The following is a 15841-nucleotide window of genomic DNA, read 5'->3' as shown; positions in this document are numbered from 1 at the left end:
CGGCTGGAAGGCGGTAGGTGGCGGACTTGAGTAGTGCCGCGGGGCTGGATGTGCGGTAGGCGGTGGACTCGAGTGGTGCCGTGCGGGCTGGAGTGCGGTAGGCGGTGGACTTGAGTGGTGCCGCTTTGGCTGGGAGTGCGGTAGGTGGCGGACTCGGGTGGTGTCGCTTTGGCTGGGAGTGCGGTAGGTGGCGGACTCGGGTGGTGTCGCTTTGGCTGGGAGTGCGGTAGGTGGCGGACTCGGGTGGTGCCGCTTGGCTGGGAGTGCGGCAGGCTGCGGACTCGGGTGGTGTTTTGTGGGCTGGGAGCCTGGTGGGTGGCGGACTCGGGTAGTGCCGGGCGGGCAGCGGGAGACCCGTGGGTGGTGGGCTCGAGTGGTGTTTTGTGGGCTGGGAGCCCGGTAGGCGGCGAACTCGAATGGCGTCGGGCGGGCTGTGGGAGCCCGGTGGATGGCGGACTCGAGTGATGCTGGTGGGTGGCTGACTTGAGTGGTGCCGGGGGGCTGAGGAGCCTGGTAGGTGGCACACCGGGAGCGGGTTTGGGCTGTTGTTGGAGCGGACCCGGTGGTGAGGGTGGCTTCGGGTCGGTTGCTCGGGGTGGACCGGTGGGTGGACCGGTCGGTCGCATCACGGACCAAGCAACGGTTAGGGTGCGTAAGGATCGGGGACCGGCCGTGCGGTGTGGTCGGGGTCTGTCGCGTATCGATCGGCAATGGTGCTGGTCGTGGAGAGGAACGGCTATGAGCGAGTCCGTGGTGCGGGCGCGGGATGCGTCGACGGTGATGCTGGTGCGCGACGGTGTGCGCGGCATCGAGGTTTTCCTGCAGCAGCGGGTGAGCGGGATGGCGTTCGCGGCGGGGGTCACCGTGTTCCCGGGCGGCGGGGTCGATCCGGCCGACGGCACGGCCGACATCGCCTGGACCGGGCCCGAACCCGCCTGGTGGGCACAGCGATTCGGCACCGACGAGCAGTCCGCGCAGGCGCTGGTGGCCGCGGCGGTGCGCGAGACGTTCGAGGAGTGCGGTGTGTTGCTCGCCGGCCCGACCGTCGACACCGTGGTGTGCGATTCGACGGTCTACCGGGAGGCCCGTGGTCGGCTGGAGCGGCGCGAGATCTCGCTCGCGGGCTTCCTGGCCGCCGAGGGCCTGGTGCTGCGCGCCGATCTGCTGCGTCCGTGGTCGAACTGGATCACGCCCGAGGCCGAACCGCGCCGCTACGACACCCGGTTCTTCGTGGCGGTGCTGCCGGAGGGGCAGATCGCCGACGGTGCGACCTCCGAGGCCGCGCACGTGCGCTGGCAGACACCGGTCGAGGCGCTCGAGAGCTGGCGTGCGGGCGAGCACGTGCTGATGCCGCCCACCTGGTCGCAACTCGACGCCCTGTGCGAGTTCGCCGACACCGCCGCGGTGTTGGCCGCCCAGCGGCCGATCGCGCCGATCATGCCGAGGTACTCGCCGGGCGCCGACGGTCGTCCGCTGTCGGACTTTCCCGACAACGAACGGTATTTCGACCAGCTCCCGGACGTGGACGCGCTGCGCGGCCGGTAGGTTTGGCGCCATGGCCGAATTCGTCACCCTCGAGCTGCCCGCCGAGCCCTCCGCTCGCGGCGTCGCGCTGCTGCGCATCGATCGTCCGCCGCTGAACCTCGTCGACGCCCAGCTGGCCCGCGAGGTCGCGGCGGCCGCGCGCACGGTCGCCGACCACCCGGGGGTGGCCGCCCTGATCGTCTACGGCGACGAGCGGGTGTTCAGCGCGGGCGACGAGATGCGTGAGCTCGCCGAGCTCGACTCCGGCCAGGCCGCCGCCATGGCCGCCGACCTGCAGGCCGCCCTCGGCTGCCTCACCCGCGTGCCGCAACCGACCGTGGCCGCCATTGCCGGCTATTGCCTCGGTGCGGGACTCGAGCTGGCGCTCGGCGCCGACCACCGCATCGTCGGCGACAACGTGAAGCTCGGTTTCCCCCAGATCAAGGCCGGTCTGATCCCGCTGTCCGGTATCCGCAGGCTCTCGCTGCTGATCGGCCAGAGCCGTGCCAAGGACCTCGTCTACACCGGCCGTTTCGTCGACGCCGAGGAAGCCGCGACACTCGGCCTGGTCGACGAAGTGTGCCCCCCCGACGACGTGCTCACCGCCGCCCGCCGCTGGGCCGACCAGTTCGTCACGGCCGCCCCCCGCGCCCTCGCCGCCGCCAAAGCCGTCTTCGAAGCGGGCCCCCACGCCCACTCGACCGCCGTCACCGAGTGGTCGGCCCTCTTCGACACCGACGACACCCGCACCGGCACCCGATCCTTCGCCGCCGACGGCCCGAACAGCGCCGTATTCACCGGACGCTGACTCTGGACCGGTCAGTCGACCAGCAGGAATGACGCGAAACAAGACCGGCGATTGCGTGCTGAGGGTCTCCTATTACTCTTGCGTGTTATGACGGTTCACCCCGATGATCCGGCGCCGAACCCGCACGCCACCGAGGCCGAGGTCGAAGCAGCGCTGAAGGACACCAAGCTCGCCCAGGTTCTGTACCACGACTGGGAAGCCGAGACCTACGACGACAAGTGGTCGATCTCCTACGACGAGCGCTGTATCGACTATGCCCGCGGCCGCTTCGACCTGGCGGTCGGCCCCGCCCCGCTGCCGTACGAGCGGGCGCTCGAACTCGGCTGTGGCACGGGGTTCTTCCTGCTCAACCTGATGCAGGGCGGGGTGGCCAAGACCGGTTCGGTCACCGACCTCTCGCCGGGCATGGTGAAGGTGGCACTGCGCAACGCCGAGCACCTCGGCCTCGACGTGGACGGCCGGGTCGCCGACGCCGAGACCATCCCCTACGAGGACGACACCTTCGACCTGGTGTGCGGGCACGCCGTGCTGCACCACATCCCGGATGTGGAGCTGGCGCTGAAGGAATGCCTGCGCGTGCTCAAGCCGGGCGGGCGTTTCGTGTTCGCCGGTGAACCGACCACCGTGGGCAACTTCTACGCCCGCAAGCTCGGTCAGCTCACCTGGAAGGTGACCACCGAGGTCACCAAGCTGCCGTTCCTGTCGGGGTGGCGTCGTCCGCAGACCGAGCTGGACGAGTCGTCGCGCGCCGCCGCGCTCGAGGCCGTCGTCGACCTGCACACCTTCGACCCCAGTGACCTGGAGAAGATGGCGAAGTCGGCCGGTGCCGTCGACGTGAAGGCCACCACCGAGGAATTCGCCGCCGCCCTGTGGGGCTGGCCGGTGCGTACGTTCGAGGCGGCCGTCCCCGACGAGAAGCTGACCGTCGGGTACCGCATGGCCCAGTACCGTGCCTGGCTCGGCCTGAGCTGGTTCGACGAGAACGTGCTGCGCAAGGTGGTTCCGCGCGAGTTCTTCTACAACGCGATGATCACCGGCGTGAAGCCGGGCGCGGCGCAGAAGTAGGTGGGATACCGCTTCGGCCGCGACGATGTCGCCTTCCTCGGCAGCGCGGCGGGACGTGCCGCGCTCGCCGAGGTCGACCGGCTGGAGCTGACGGCGGCGACGCACCTGCGCGATATCGAGCAGGTGCGTCGCTCGTTTCCCGAGCACGGTGCCGCCTTGATCGAGACCGTGCGGTTGCGGCGCAAGGCGCTGGCGAAGCTGCCCGCGGCGGGGGAGTGGCTGTTCACCGACGACGCGCTGCAACAGGCCACCCCCGCACTCGTCGCCCGGCATCGGGCCGCGCGGTTGGCCGGCCGTGCCGTGCACGACGTGACGTGCTCGATCGGTGCGGAACTGGCCGAGTTGGCGATGGTGTGCCCCGTGGTGGTCGGCAGCGATCTCGACGACGTGCGGCTGTCGATGGCCGCCCACAATCTGGGGGTCGTCCCCCTCTCGACGCCGGGGCCAGGATCAGTCGGCGCGTACCCGTCGGACTGTGGTGGCACTCATTCTGGCGGTGTCGTACCGCCGCCTGTGGCTGATCGCGGGCCGGACAGCGGCGGACAACCCGCAGCGATCATGCGGGTCGGTGTCCGAAACATTGTGCTGGCCAAGGCCGACGCCCTTGTCCCGACGACCCGCGGCACCGTCGTCATCGCCGATCCGGCTCGCCGAGCCGACGGCCGCCGCACCTACGACCCCGCCAAACTCCAACCCCCGCTGCCCGACTTGCTCACTGCCTACGCGGGCCGCGACATCGCCGTGAAGTCCGCGCCTGGCCTGGACTTCGACCGGCTCGGGTGGGACGGGGAGATCGAGATCGTCTCCCTCGACGGCGCCGTGCGCGAAGCGTGCCTGTGGTCGCCCGGCCTCACCGAACCCGGCATCACCCGCCGCGCCACTGTCCTCGATTCTCGCGGTGGCGCAACAACTCTCACCGATGCCGAGCCCGACGACATTCCCGAACAAGCGCCTGGTGAGTGGATCATCGACCCCGACGGTGCCGTCGTTCGCGCTGGTCTCGTTCGCCACTACGCCGCGAAACACGGCCTCTGGCAGCTGGATCCGCACATCGCCTACCTCACCGGCGATACCGTGCCCGCCGGCATGCGCGGCTTCCGCATCGAAGACCGCTTCGATCTGCGTGAGAAGACCCTCCGTCAGGAACTGGCCCGCCGCGACTGCGGTGCCCTGGAAATCCTGGTCCGAGGCGTCGACGTCGATCCGGATGCCTTGCGCAAGAAGCTCAAACTTCGCGGCAACCGGCCCTTCACCCTGGTTGTCACCCGAATAGGCCGCAACGCCACAGTTTTCCTCTGCACCGCACAGGCGGCCCAGCTTTCCTGACACACCGCACCGCTACGGGGCCACGACTCGGTGCGGTTCGCCCGAATCAGGCCTCCATCTTCTTCACCACGCGCTGCACGGTGAGCCAGGTGCGCGTGGTGATGTCCTTGCCGTAGGTCTTCTCCAGCCGGGCCATGAAATCGGGCGTCTTGCCGGTGCTGTTGTCGATCACGGTGAGGAACGCTCGTGCGCCGGGGTCGTAGCCGATGACGCGGGTGAGCGGGTCGTCGGTGAACGCGGACGTATCGGCTTCGCGCATGGTGTGTTTGAAGAAGGTGACGGTGAGATAGGAACCGCGCTCGTGGGTGAGGCCCTCGAACGGGTCGCGATCGAGCAGCGCACGCAGTTCGGGGTGGCAGCGCACGATGGTGCCGCCGGGGATACCGAGCTCGGTCGCGAGCGCCTGCTGAATGCGGTCTTCGAGATCGCCGCGGTCGTCGTCGGTGCGGAACACCACGTTGCCGCTGCTCAGCACCGTCGCGACGCCCTCGAAACCGAGCCCTTCGAAAACCCCGCGCAACTTGTCGTTGCGCATGTTCGGGTTGGTCGGCATGATCCCGCGCAGCAGCGCCGCATAACTGTCCACGTCGCGACCGTACCGACCGTCACCGACAGGAACGGTCCTGTCGGCGGAGTGTCGTTCAGGCTTGGGCGCCCGCGTTCTTCTTCCGTTCGATATCGGCCAGCGCCGCCAGGTAGGCCTCTCGTTCGGCGGCACCGGCGTCCCAGGCCACCTTGCGGTTCTTCACGACCTTGGCGGGCGCGCCGACGGCGATGCTGTAGTCGGGAACGTCGCCGCGCACCACCGCGTGCGCGCCGAGCACGCAGCCGCGGCCCACCCGGGTGTCGCGCAGGACGGTCACCTTCGCGGCGATCCAGGTGTCGGGGCCGATCCGCACGGGGCTCTTCACGATGCCCTGGTCCTTGATGGGCAGCGTGATGTCGTCCATCTTGTGGTCGAAGTCGCAGATGTAGCACCAGTCGGCGACCAGCGTCGACTCACCGATCTCGATGTCGAGGTAGGTGTTGACCACGTTGTCCTTGCCGAACACGACCTTGTCGCCGATGCGCAGCGAACCCTCGTGGCAGCGGATGGCGTTGCCGTCACCGATATGTACCCAGCGCCCGATTTCCATGCGCGCCAATTCGGGGGTGGCGTGGATTTCCACATTGCGGCCGAGGAACACCATTCCGCGCAGCACGATGTGTGGATTGGTGAGCCGGAATTTGAACAGGCGGTAATAACGCACGAGGTACCAGGGGGTGTAGGCGCGATTGGCGAGCACCCAGCGCAACGAATCCCTGGTCAGAAAACGCGCCTGCTGCGGATCGCGGCGGCGTGATCCACGCCAGCGCGCGCTCAGCGGCGCGCCCCACATGCTCGTCACGAACTACTCTCCCTCTTCCGACCTCGACGGCGTCCACCGGGTGAGCCCCGGGGATTCGGTCATCGGGTACACAGAGTACTTTCGCAGGGCACACTTACCGTGCCATACCCCGATCCTCGGCCCGATTACCCAGGAGATCAGCAGGTGCGAACTCGGACTCGCGTCGCCGCCTCGCTCGCTGCCGCCGGTGTGGTGGCGCTGGCCGGTTGCGGCACCGATGTGGACGACATCACCGTCGGCTCCGGAAAGGGTTGGCCCGCAGCCCATCACGACGGCCGCAACAGCGCCGCGAGCCCGGTGAGCGGTGCGTCGGCGATGACGTTGAGCTGGTCGCGGCCGGTGGGTGGGCCGATCGCCCAGCCGGTGACGATCGGCGGCGAGGGTCAGCTGTTCGTCACCACAAGCACCGGCAACTGCGCGGTGTTCTCCTATCAGATGCAGACAGGCCGCAAACGGTTCTGCAACCCGCTCGGTCCGTCGACGATCGAGGCGCCCACCGTGGTCGACGGCATCAACAATGTCTACGTCGGCGACGACGGCGCGGTGAATTCGTTCAACTACCTCGGTCAGCCGCGTTGGCGCACCCCCGTCGCCGGGGTGCCGGTGGCGATCCAGTTCACCGGTGACGGCCGCGTGCTCACGGTGACCCAGTCCGGCCAGGTCGACGTGCTCAGCCGCCAGACCGGCGAACGCGAGGTGCCGACCCTGCAGCTGCTCGGCGAACCCGACTTCCTGAAGTACCCCGGCCTGACCCGCCCCGCCTCCGGTGACGGCCTCGACGACTGCCAGGTCGGTGGCCCGCGCTGCGCGGTCGCCAACACCACCGCCGTCGACCCCGAGACCGGCCGTTTCTTCGTCACCGTGTGGGAACCGGGCAAGCCGATGGCCTCGCTGCGGGCGATGTCCTACGCCGACGGCACTGTGACGCAGCTGTGGAGCGCCGACATGCTCACCGACGGCAGCGCGACCAGCCCGGCCCTGTCGGCCGACGGCGCCACGGTGTACGTCGGCGACAACAGCGGCCGCCTGATCGCGGTGAACACCGAGGACGGCAGCACCCGCTGGACCCACGCACTCGGCTGGACCCCGCGCGGCCGCATCGCCCTGGTCGACGACCTGATCCTCCCGTCCGGCGACGACGGCTACCTGGCCGCCATCCGCGATCACGGCGACCGCGCCGACCGTGCCTGGGAACGCAAGGACCTGGCCCAGCGCGGCACCCCCGCCCTGACCTCGGGCGAGATCGGCTACACGGTCGCCGCCATCGGCGCGGGCCTGAACCTCATCACCTTCGACACCACCACCGGCACCACGATCGACTCCGATCCGCTGCCGAACGCCACCGGCACCACCACCGGTACCTCGATCGGGCCCGAGGGTCAGGTCGTCGTCGCCACCCGCCTCGGCGAGATCTTCACCTTCACCCCGGACGCGTAGCTCAGTACGGGTTCGCCTGCGCGGTGAAGCGCGGGTTCAGCTCGCCGGCGAGGGCGCGGGGGAACGAGACGCGCGTGGGGTCGCCGTCGGCGGTGTAGCGCTGGTCGGGGTGGGCGGCGAGGTGATCGAGCCAATGGGCCGAGTCGAAGGGCACCGCACCTCGGCCGGAACGGATGCGTGGCACACCGGCCGGGTCGAGCCCGGCGTAGGGCGCCGGGGCCGGATTCGAGCCGACGAGCATCACGGCGTCGAAGGTGTAGGCGGTGCCGTCCCAGCTGCCCGCTGTGGTCAGGGACCGGTTGTCGGGGTGGATGCCGAGGGGTAGCGCCATCGTCCGCACGGTGGCGCCCGGCGCGGCGGCCGTCACCGCGCGCACGTTCTCGGCGAACTCGCGTTGCACGCTGTTGTCGTCCAGCGTCGACAGGTTCGGGTGCGTGGCCGTGTGGGCGCCGATCTCGTGACCGTTGGCCGCCAGCCAGGGCAGGGCGCGCGGATCGCCTTGGAACGGTTCGTTGTTCACGTAGAAGGTGGCGACCGGGCGGAAATCGGGGTAGCGCGCGCCGAATTCGGCGAGGATGCCTGCGGCGCTGTCGGGTGCGACGGCGCCGGAGTCGGTGAAGGCGAGCTGGCTGGTGGTCGAATCGTCGAAGGTGAGGACCACCGGGTGGGTGCCCGCGGGGAGGTCGAGGCGGCCGGACACATAGTCGGCGGCGGTCACCGGGCGGTAGCCCTCGCGGTAGAGGCGTTCGAGTTCGTCGCGGAATTCGGCTGGGGTCTGGTCGTATTCGCCCGCCGGGTTCGCCGAAATCTGGTGATACATCAACACCGGAACGAGACCGAGCTCGTTGGCGCCGACTTCGGCCGGGTTCGGGGGTGCCGCCGTGGTGCTGTGGGCGGCGGGTGGGTCGACCGAGGCCGCTTCGGTGCTCGTGTCCGTGCACGCCGCGAGGGCGGTGGTCAGCGCGAGGATCGGCAGAAGTCGCGAAAGTGCAGGAGAACCACCTGTCATCAATGCGATATTACGCGGCGGCCTCGGTTTACAGTTGATCTACCGATACCCGCCACATCCGTGTCGGAACCGCGAAATAGTTGGCGTGTCAACAGTATTGGAAGGCGGTGTTGGCGTTGGGGTTCTCATTCCGTTCGGCCGTCCGGTGGCGGTGGACGAGCACCGTCGTCGGAGTCGGCCTGGCGATCGTCGTGGTCGCGCTCGTGGCCGGATTCGCGTTGAGTAGATCGGCCGTGGTGCCGCTCGCCGACACCACGCCACCGACGCTGACTGTGAACCCCGCCGACCCGGTGACGTCGTACCGGTCGCCGGTGATGGTGCGCGGCACCGCCGTCGACGCCGTTCGGGTCTCCATCGGCGCGGAATCGGTGACACCCGCCGAAGACGGGTCGTTCGAGTTCGCGGTGCCGTGGGCGCCCGCCTTCGACGTGGTCGCGGCCGACGACGCAGGCAACTCGGCCAGCAGCACCGTCGTCACCGCGCGGACCCTGCCGAGGATGCGGGCGGTGCACGTCACCGCACACGCCTGGTCGCACGACGGGCTGCGTGAATCCGTCCTCGACCTCGCGCGCCAGGGACGCATCGACACCGTGCAGCTCGACATCAAGGACGAGGACGGCGTTGTCGGCTACGACTCGCAGGTGCCGCTCGCCCGGGAGTCCGGTGCCGCCACGAACATCTACGACGCGCCCGCCGCGATTCGGCAGTTGCACGACATGGGTGTGCAGGTGGTCGGGCGTATCGTCGCGTTCCGCGATCCGACTCTGGCATCGTGGGCGTGGCACAGCGGGCGCAACGACTGGGTGGTCCAGAACCCTTCCGGCCAACCGTATTCCAGCCATTACGGGCCGATCGCCTTCACCAATTTCGCCCATCCCGACGTGCGCCGCTACAACATCGACCTGGCCGTGGAAGGCGCGCGGCTCGGGTTCGACGGCATCATGTACGACTACGTCCGCCGTCCCGACGGCAGCCTCACGAGCATGACCTTCACCGGCCTCACCGACACGCCGTCGGTGGCGATCGCGGCCTTCCTCGCCGAGAGCAGGCACCCGGTGAACAGCGCGGGCGCCCACCAGAGCGCCGCCGTCTACGGCATCGCCTCCACCCGCCCCGACCAGATCGCCCAGGACATCCCCCTCATCGCCCGCCACGTCGACTTCGTCGCCCCCATGATCTACCCCTCCCACTGGAACCCCGGCGAATACGGCGTCGCCAACCCCAACGCCCAGCCCTACGACATCGTCTACCGCTCCCTCCAGGACTTCATCACCCAGACCAAGGGCACCAACGCAGGCGTCATCCCCTGGCTCCAGGACTTCTCCCTCGGCGTCACCTATGGCGACGCCGAAGTCAAAGCCCAGATCGACGCCACCCGCGCCGCCGGTATCGACGGGTTCTTCTTCTGGAACGCCGCGACCCGCTATCACGGAGGTGGGATCCACCCGGCGTGACAGCGGGTCGACGACGTCGGATCAAGCCTCGGCCTGACCGATATCGGCTTGCCGTGGCGCGGCGGGAACCCATTCGCGCAGCGGCTGAACCACTGTCCCGTAGAAGGTGTCGGTCGCGGAGGTGACGCTCGAGATGAAGCTCGCCGCGGTTCCGGCGCGACGGTTGCCCATCGGGAAGCTCTGTTCGAGTGTGAACGACACGATCGAGCCGGTTCGTCCCTCGATGAGCGACTTCGGGTTCGCCCGTACGACGTCGAGCAGTTCGCAGCTCTCGGTGCCGCGTTCGGAGAACACGGCCTCCACCTGCACCCGGCCCGGTGCCTCGGCGAGCTGCTTGATCAACCAGGACACCCGGCGCGCCGAGGTGCCTTCGTCGGGGGCGGCCATCGCGATGCGGCAGCGCACCTTGTTGGTGCGCACGTCGGCGACCACCGTAAGATCGCCGACGGTGTCGGGGATGCGCAGTACCGCCTCGAAGCAGCCGTCGGCGGCCAACCGTTCGGCGACGGCCGCGGCCCTGGCTGCCGGATCGGTATGGAACTTGCGCGGCAGAATGTGTTTGACCTCGACGCCGAGTTCGGCGGTGAGCCGCAACGCGAGATGCCTGCACAGCGAGACCCAGGTATCGGCGACGGTCAGCGCCTTCTGATCGCCCGCGCGCAACGTGCCCGCCATGACCGCGTCCCGCACGACGACCCAGTGCCTGCCCATGTCGACGAATTCCGCCGCGCCGGAACGGGGATGGTCGAGGTAACGCAGGAACTCGCCGAGAACCCAGGTCTGTAGCGGGTCGTCGATACTGCCGTGCGAGAGCAACATGCGTGCCTCGTGCGCCACCTCCGCCCACGACAGGTGCCGCAGGGCGACCTTCGTCAGCTTGCGGCGGTCGACCTGGACCGGCAGTTCGCCCGGGCCGGCCGGGATATCGTTGGACAGGCTGACCACGACGTCGTACTTGCGGCGTCGCGCGACATCGAGATAGCTCTCGAGCTGGTCTTTCCTGAGCTTGCCGTTCCCGGTCTTCACCTCGAGCAACCCGGTCCACTGCTTGCTGCCCCGGCTCACCCGCAGCACGGCATCGGGCACCACCGTCGAATCGCCTGCCTCGTACTGCACTTCGATATAACCCTCGAAGGCACCGACCGGTGCACCCATCCTCGCGCAGACCGCCCGCGCGAAGGGGCGCACGGCCTGCATCGTCGCGACGAGCGCCGAAGTGGTACGCCGTTCCTGTTCCTCGCCTGCGCCGATGCCGAAGACCGAGAACAGCCGGGCGGGCTGCCAGGCGTCGGATTCGGCCTGGCGGAACTCGATCGGCTTCGACTTGCGCACCGGCCGCTTGGCGGTGCGTACACCACGTGCGGGCGCGGCGGCGGGCGCCGGCTCGGTGACAGTGGTCGCGGGCGCGTCGTGAACCGGTTCGGCCGCTGGCTCGTCGTCGTCGATCGACACACCGAAATCCGTTGCCAGTCCGGCCAGTCCGGATTCCCAGCCCTGTCCGACGGCGCGCACCTTCCAGACGCCTTCGCGGCGGTAGACCTCGCCGAAGACGAAGGCCGACTCGGTGTCGGCATCGGCAGTCACGTATTCGGCGAGAGAGCGGCCCGCCGCGTCGATCACATGCAGGGCGAGCTTGCCGAGTGTGCCGAAGGTGCCGGTGCCGACGCTACCCGCCAGCGCGACGGTGTGGATGCCGGTGGGAAGTGCGGAGAGGTCGATCGAAATCCTGGCCTGCCGGCCTTCGTCCGTCACGCTCGTTCCGAGGAATCTGACCGAGCCTTCGGGAGATTCGGGCTGGTTGTAGAAGACGAAATCGGCATCGGAGGCGACGCGGCGGTCGGCGCCGAGTAAGAGTGCCGAGGCGTCGAGTTCGACAGTCGGCTCGGGCCAGCCGATGACGATGTCGACGCGTTCGACATCCGTCGGTAATGCGATGTTCTGGCCCTTGGACAACAGCGGAGACGACACAGCAGCTCACCCTTCGAGGCTCGGCACGACGATCACCGCAAGGCGAATACGGCCGACCGGCCGCCGACCCCCTTGCCGCACACCGCGATTCAGCGGTGGCCGAAGGGTGTCGGCCGCGAACCCCGAACTGTTACACAGCTCACGTTTAGAACTTCAACGCATTAGAAATCGGTCGGCGTCATGTGCGTGCCGAAGCGACGTCTACTTCGGATCCCGTTCCGGGAGAGGACGTTCGGGGATGGTGGGGCGGCCGAGAGGGGTGCGGACCCGGCGCTTGGCCGTGGTGTAGACCTGGGTGGTTTCGGCGGCCACCACGTCCCAGGCGAAGTCGGCGGTGAGGCGTTCGCGGGCGGTGTAGGCGCGGTCCTGGGCGGTGAGCGGGTCGTCGAGGACGGCGCGGGTGGCGTCGACCAGGCCGTCGATGTCGGCGGGGGCGAAGGAGGCGCCGGTGACGCCGTCGATCACCGCTTCGCCGAGTCCGCCCGCGGTGGAGGCGATCAGGGGTACGCCGGCGGCGGCCGCCTCGAGGGCGACGATGCCGAACGGTTCGTAGCGGCTGGGCAGGACGATGGCGTCGGCGCCGTGCAACCAGCCGAGCAGTTCGGTGTGGCCGAGATTGCCGACGAAGTTGACGGCGCGCGCCACCCGGTGCACGCGAGCACGTTCGCGCAGCCAGTCGAACTGAGTGCCGATCCCGGCGACGGTGAGGGTGGTTCCGGGATGCGCGCGCCGGATCCTCGGCAGCGCGGCGATCGCGTCCTGCACACCCTTCTCGTACTCGAGCCTGCCCACATACAGCAGCCGGGGCGGTCCGGAACGGGGTGCGCGCGGCCGGAACGTCCACGACGTGACGTCGATACCGTTGCGGATCACCGTGATCGGGGGAAGTTCGGGCCCGTAGAGCCGCTCCACCTCGTCCTGCATGGACGTCGAGCAGGTGATGAGCTGATCGGATTCGTTGGCGAGCCACCACTCCACCGAATGCACCTGCCGGTTCACCCGCCCCGACACCCAGCCGCTGTGGCGCCCGGCCTCGGTGGCGTGAATGGTCGACACCAGCGGCACGTCGTAGAACTCGGCCAGCGCGATCGCCGGGTGGGCGACGAGCCAGTCGTGGGCGTGCACCACATCGGGCGTCCAGCCGTCACCGACGCCGGGTTTGCCGAGCGCGACGCCCGCGCGCACCATCGCGTGCCCCATCGCCAGCGTCCAGGCGAGCATGTCCTCGCCGAAGTCGAAGCACGGCGGGTCCTCGGCGACCGCGACGACGAGAACACCGTCGGCGATATAGGAATGGGTCGGGTGGGTGAGCGAATCGGTGCCGGTCGGCCTGCGGGCGAGCACAACCACTTCGTGCCCGGCCGCGGCCAGTTCGACGGCCAGGTGATGCACATGCCGACCGAGCCCACCGACCACGACCGGCGGGTACTCCCACGACACCATCAAAATCTTCATGACGATCCTTCGGCGACCGACGGGACGGCGGTCGGCAACCGCCGTGCGTCCAGACCTGGGAAGAGTCCGTCGGCCGCGCTCCATCCTGCCGCGAGACGGGTCGCTTTGGCGAACTGACCGGCCCCGATCGCCTCCGCGAGTTCCCGCACCGCATGCGCGTGTTCGTGGGCGCGGTCGCGCGCGTAGCCCGCGGCGGAGTCCTTGCTCACCATGAACGCCCAGTCGCTGGACACCGTGAGGATCGCTTCGCGCAGCAATTGGTCGGCGACCGGATCGCGCAACGCACCGTCGCGGCGCACCTTGTCGAGGGTGTCCAGCGCCAGCCGAACCACGTCGGCATTGAGCTCGACGAGGTCGGCCACCTGATCGCCCGCCCACACCCGCCAGTCCTTGCCTGAACCCCACGACGAGTCGTTGAGCTGCACGGGTTCGCCCACGAACCCGTTCGCCCTGGCATCGGCGAGGGTGCCGACGGTGACCCCGGCCTCGGGCAACGCGCGCAGCACCTGCTCGAGCCACTGCGGTCCCTCGTGCCACCAGTGGCCGAACAGTTCGGTGTCGAACGCGGCGACCACGAGCGCGGGCCTGCCGATCCGTTCGGACTCCTCGATCAGCCGCGCGCGCACGGTCTCGACGAAGTCGGCGACATCGCGGGTGACGGCCTCGGCGGCGAGTTCGGGATCGTAAGGGGCCTTGTCAGGACCGGCCACCGTTTTGCCGGTGACCCGCGACGGCTTGAGTCCCGTCGCATGGTCGTAGTGGTGGAAATCGCGGTACGCGCTCTGCCCCGGATAACCCTGTTTGGGCGACCACACGCGGTAACTCACCTGCAGATCGCGACCGAAGGCGACCACATCGGCGTCGCGCACCGGCCTGCCGAGGCTGGTGTCGCCGCGCAGCGACGGTCCGTCGACCATGAAATGCGTCACACCGGCGGCGTCGTAGCCGAGTTCCATGCCCGGCGTGTAACCGCATTCCGGCGCCCAGATTCCCGTGGGGGTGGTGCCCCAGCGCAACCGCGCGTCGGCGAGGCCTTCGGTCAGCTGGTACTGACGCAGGCGCGGGTCGAGCAGCGGCTGGAAGGGATGCGCGAGCGGACCGCCGAGCAGTTCGATGGCGTCGGCATCGATCAGCGAACGCCAGACCGGCGCGCTGCCGTGCCGCCAGTCCTGCTCGAAATCGGCGAGAGCCGTTGCGGCGAGCCGATGTTCGTGCCTGCCGAGCGCCACATTGCCCGCCATGGATGCCTCGTCGGCGCGCAACTGCCAGTTGCCGAGCCAGTGATGCATGCCCGCCAGGCAGTGCGGGTCGTCGAGCTGGGCGGCGAGAACGGGGGTGATCCCCAGGCTCAGCAAATGTGAGCGACCTTCGGCGGCAAGGGTTTTCAGCACCCGGACCAGGGGAAGATAGGACGCGGCCCAGGACTGGTACAGCCATTCCTCACCCACCGGCCAGCGCCCGTGATGGGCCAGCCAGGGCAGATGCGAGTGCAGGACCAGCGTGAACTGGCCCGGGACGGAGCGAGAATCTGTCAACGCCTTGCCTTCTCGGCGATCGCGACCAGGTCCAGGCTGGCATCGATATCGCCTTCACGCAGGTCGAAATCGTCGATGGTCACGGCGGCGACGTCGGCGGTGAGGTCGGCGGGCCAGGGCTCACCGGCGAGGGCGCGCTCGATCTGGGCGTCGATGAACGACCCACCGTGCTTGGCGTCCAGCGCTTTCAGGGCCTCGCCGTGGTGCACGCCGAGCATCCGCGACACCGTGAAACCGGCCTCGACCAGCAGCTCGGTGAGTTCGGCTGCGTTGAGTTCGCGCGTGTGGAACGGGTTGAGCGGGGTGTCGCGACCGGGGGAGAAGGTGATGCGGTTCGGGGTGCTGATGAGCAGCCGTCCGCCCGGGCGCAACACGCGCAGGCATTCGCGCAGGAACTGAGCCTGGTCCCACAGATGCTCGATGACCTGGAAGTTCACCACCACGTCGACCGATTCGTCGTCGAGCGGGAGGTCGGCGAGATTGCCCTGGATCATCTCCACGCGCGGGTAGCGCGCGCGCACGTGCGCGACGGCACCCTCGTCGTAGTCCACGCCGATCACCCGCTGGGCGACCCCGGCGATCATGTCGGCGCCGTAGCCCTCGCCCGAGCCCGCCTCGAGCACGGTCTTGCCCGCGCAGTGCTCCAGCAGCCGGGCGTAGGCGATCTCGTGCCGACGGAACCAGTAGTTCTCCTCGGCGATACCCGGCACCGTCCGCTCACCGGTCAGCGGCAGTGGGTCATGTGTTGCGTCCACCGGTGCGGCAGGGATCACAGCCTCGCTCATGGCCTCGACGTTACTGGTACCGATGGTCCGCTCCTGAGCCAGGGACCTGTTGCGCAAGTAGGTTACCCACCGGTAACTTAGCGTAGG

Annotated in this window: 13 protein-coding genes; 6 read left to right on the top strand and 7 right to left on the bottom strand. The window is 68.9% G+C overall.

What is annotated here, in order from left to right; translation table 11 throughout:
• Positions 1 to 738: 738 nt before the first annotated feature.
• From NCO8_RS05690 to NCO8_RS05675, 4 genes are all read left to right on the top strand, one after another.
• On the top strand, positions 739 to 1545 hold the full coding sequence (locus NCO8_RS05690) for an NUDIX hydrolase (protein WP_067636996.1): 807 nt from the start codon (positions 739 to 741) through the stop codon (positions 1543 to 1545).
• Positions 1546 to 1555: 10 nt separating this feature from the next.
• On the top strand, positions 1556 to 2332 hold the full coding sequence (locus NCO8_RS05685) for an enoyl-CoA hydratase-related protein (protein ID WP_067636994.1): 777 nt from the start codon (positions 1556 to 1558) through the stop codon (positions 2330 to 2332).
• A gap of 87 nt (positions 2333 to 2419) precedes the next feature.
• Positions 2420 to 3397: a class I SAM-dependent methyltransferase gene (locus NCO8_RS05680; RefSeq protein WP_067636992.1), complete on the top strand. Its 978-nt coding sequence runs from the start codon at positions 2420 to 2422 to the stop codon at positions 3395 to 3397.
• A complete protein-coding gene (locus NCO8_RS05675) occupies positions 3398 to 4723 on the top strand; it encodes a THUMP-like domain-containing protein (RefSeq protein WP_067636990.1) in 1326 nt (441 codons plus the stop codon). It begins immediately after the preceding gene.
• Between the two features lie 46 nt (positions 4724 to 4769).
• Here the strand turns inward: NCO8_RS05675 and NCO8_RS05670 are convergent, their stop codons facing one another.
• Entirely contained in the window at positions 4770 to 5309 is a 540-nt protein-coding gene (locus NCO8_RS05670; RefSeq protein ID WP_084456617.1) for a DUF1697 domain-containing protein, read from the bottom strand.
• Between the two features lie 55 nt (positions 5310 to 5364).
• Complete coding sequence (locus NCO8_RS05665; protein ID WP_174550295.1) at positions 5365 to 6102, bottom strand: acyltransferase; 738 nt, start codon at positions 6100 to 6102, stop codon at positions 5365 to 5367.
• Between the two features lie 153 nt (positions 6103 to 6255).
• On the opposite strand from NCO8_RS05665, the gene NCO8_RS05660 reads away from it, so the two are divergent.
• Positions 6256 to 7548: an outer membrane protein assembly factor BamB family protein gene (locus tag NCO8_RS05660; RefSeq protein ID WP_067493164.1), complete on the top strand. Its 1293-nt coding sequence runs from the start codon at positions 6256 to 6258 to the stop codon at positions 7546 to 7548.
• Position 7549: 1 nt separating this feature from the next.
• Here the strand turns inward: NCO8_RS05660 and NCO8_RS05655 are convergent, their stop codons facing one another.
• On the bottom strand, positions 7550 to 8557 hold the full coding sequence (locus NCO8_RS05655) for a polysaccharide deacetylase family protein (protein ID WP_067636988.1): 1008 nt from the start codon (positions 8555 to 8557) through the stop codon (positions 7550 to 7552).
• 116 nt (positions 8558 to 8673) lie between these two features.
• Here NCO8_RS05655 and NCO8_RS05650 point away from each other — a divergent pair, with 116 nt between their 5' ends.
• Complete coding sequence (locus NCO8_RS05650) at positions 8674 to 10011, top strand: putative glycoside hydrolase (RefSeq protein ID WP_245655251.1); 1338 nt, start codon at positions 8674 to 8676, stop codon at positions 10009 to 10011.
• Between the two features lie 21 nt (positions 10012 to 10032).
• On the opposite strand, the gene NCO8_RS05645 is transcribed toward NCO8_RS05650, so the two are convergent.
• The 4 genes from NCO8_RS05645 to NCO8_RS05630 all read right to left on the bottom strand — a co-directional run bounded on the left by NCO8_RS05645 (position 10033) and on the right by NCO8_RS05630 (position 15754).
• Positions 10033 to 11979, bottom strand: a complete 1947-nt coding sequence (locus tag NCO8_RS05645) for a TerD family protein (RefSeq protein WP_067636986.1) — start codon at positions 11977 to 11979, stop codon at positions 10033 to 10035.
• Positions 11980 to 12180: 201 nt separating this feature from the next.
• Positions 12181 to 13434, bottom strand: a complete 1254-nt coding sequence (locus NCO8_RS05640) for a glycosyltransferase family 4 protein (protein WP_067493171.1) — start codon at positions 13432 to 13434, stop codon at positions 12181 to 12183.
• A complete protein-coding gene (locus NCO8_RS05635; protein ID WP_067636984.1) occupies positions 13431 to 14969 on the bottom strand; it encodes a 1,4-alpha-glucan branching protein domain-containing protein in 1539 nt (512 codons plus the stop codon). Before NCO8_RS05635 ends, NCO8_RS05640 begins: the two co-directional genes overlap by 4 nt.
• Entirely contained in the window at positions 14966 to 15754 is a 789-nt protein-coding gene (locus tag NCO8_RS05630) for a class I SAM-dependent methyltransferase (RefSeq protein ID WP_067636982.1), read from the bottom strand. Before NCO8_RS05630 ends, NCO8_RS05635 begins: the two co-directional genes overlap by 4 nt.
• Between the last annotated feature and the right edge of the window lie 87 nt (positions 15755 to 15841).

The organism is Nocardia coubleae NBRC 108252 (genome assembly GCF_001612805.1).
Classification (GTDB): domain Bacteria; phylum Actinomycetota; class Actinomycetes; order Mycobacteriales; family Mycobacteriaceae; genus Nocardia; species Nocardia coubleae.
Note: the sequence above shows the minus strand (reverse complement) of the source record. Positions and strands in the feature narration are given on the sequence as shown.

Coding starts and splice junctions, on each gene's coding strand:
- NCO8_RS05630 (WP_067636982.1), bottom strand. CDS start 15,754: ATGAGCGAGGCTGTGATCCCTGCCGCACCGGTGGACGCAACACATGAC.
- NCO8_RS05665 (WP_174550295.1), bottom strand. CDS start 6,102: ATGTGGGGCGCGCCGCTGAGCGCGCGCTGGCGTGGATCACGCCGCCGC.
- NCO8_RS05640 (WP_067493171.1), bottom strand. CDS start 13,434: ATGAAGATTTTGATGGTGTCGTGGGAGTACCCGCCGGTCGTGGTCGGT.
- NCO8_RS05655 (WP_067636988.1), bottom strand. CDS start 8,557: ATGACAGGTGGTTCTCCTGCACTTTCGCGACTTCTGCCGATCCTCGCG.
- NCO8_RS05690 (WP_067636996.1), top strand. CDS start 739: ATGAGCGAGTCCGTGGTGCGGGCGCGGGATGCGTCGACGGTGATGCTG.
- NCO8_RS05680 (WP_067636992.1), top strand. CDS start 2,420: ATGACGGTTCACCCCGATGATCCGGCGCCGAACCCGCACGCCACCGAG.
- NCO8_RS05685 (WP_067636994.1), top strand. CDS start 1,556: ATGGCCGAATTCGTCACCCTCGAGCTGCCCGCCGAGCCCTCCGCTCGC.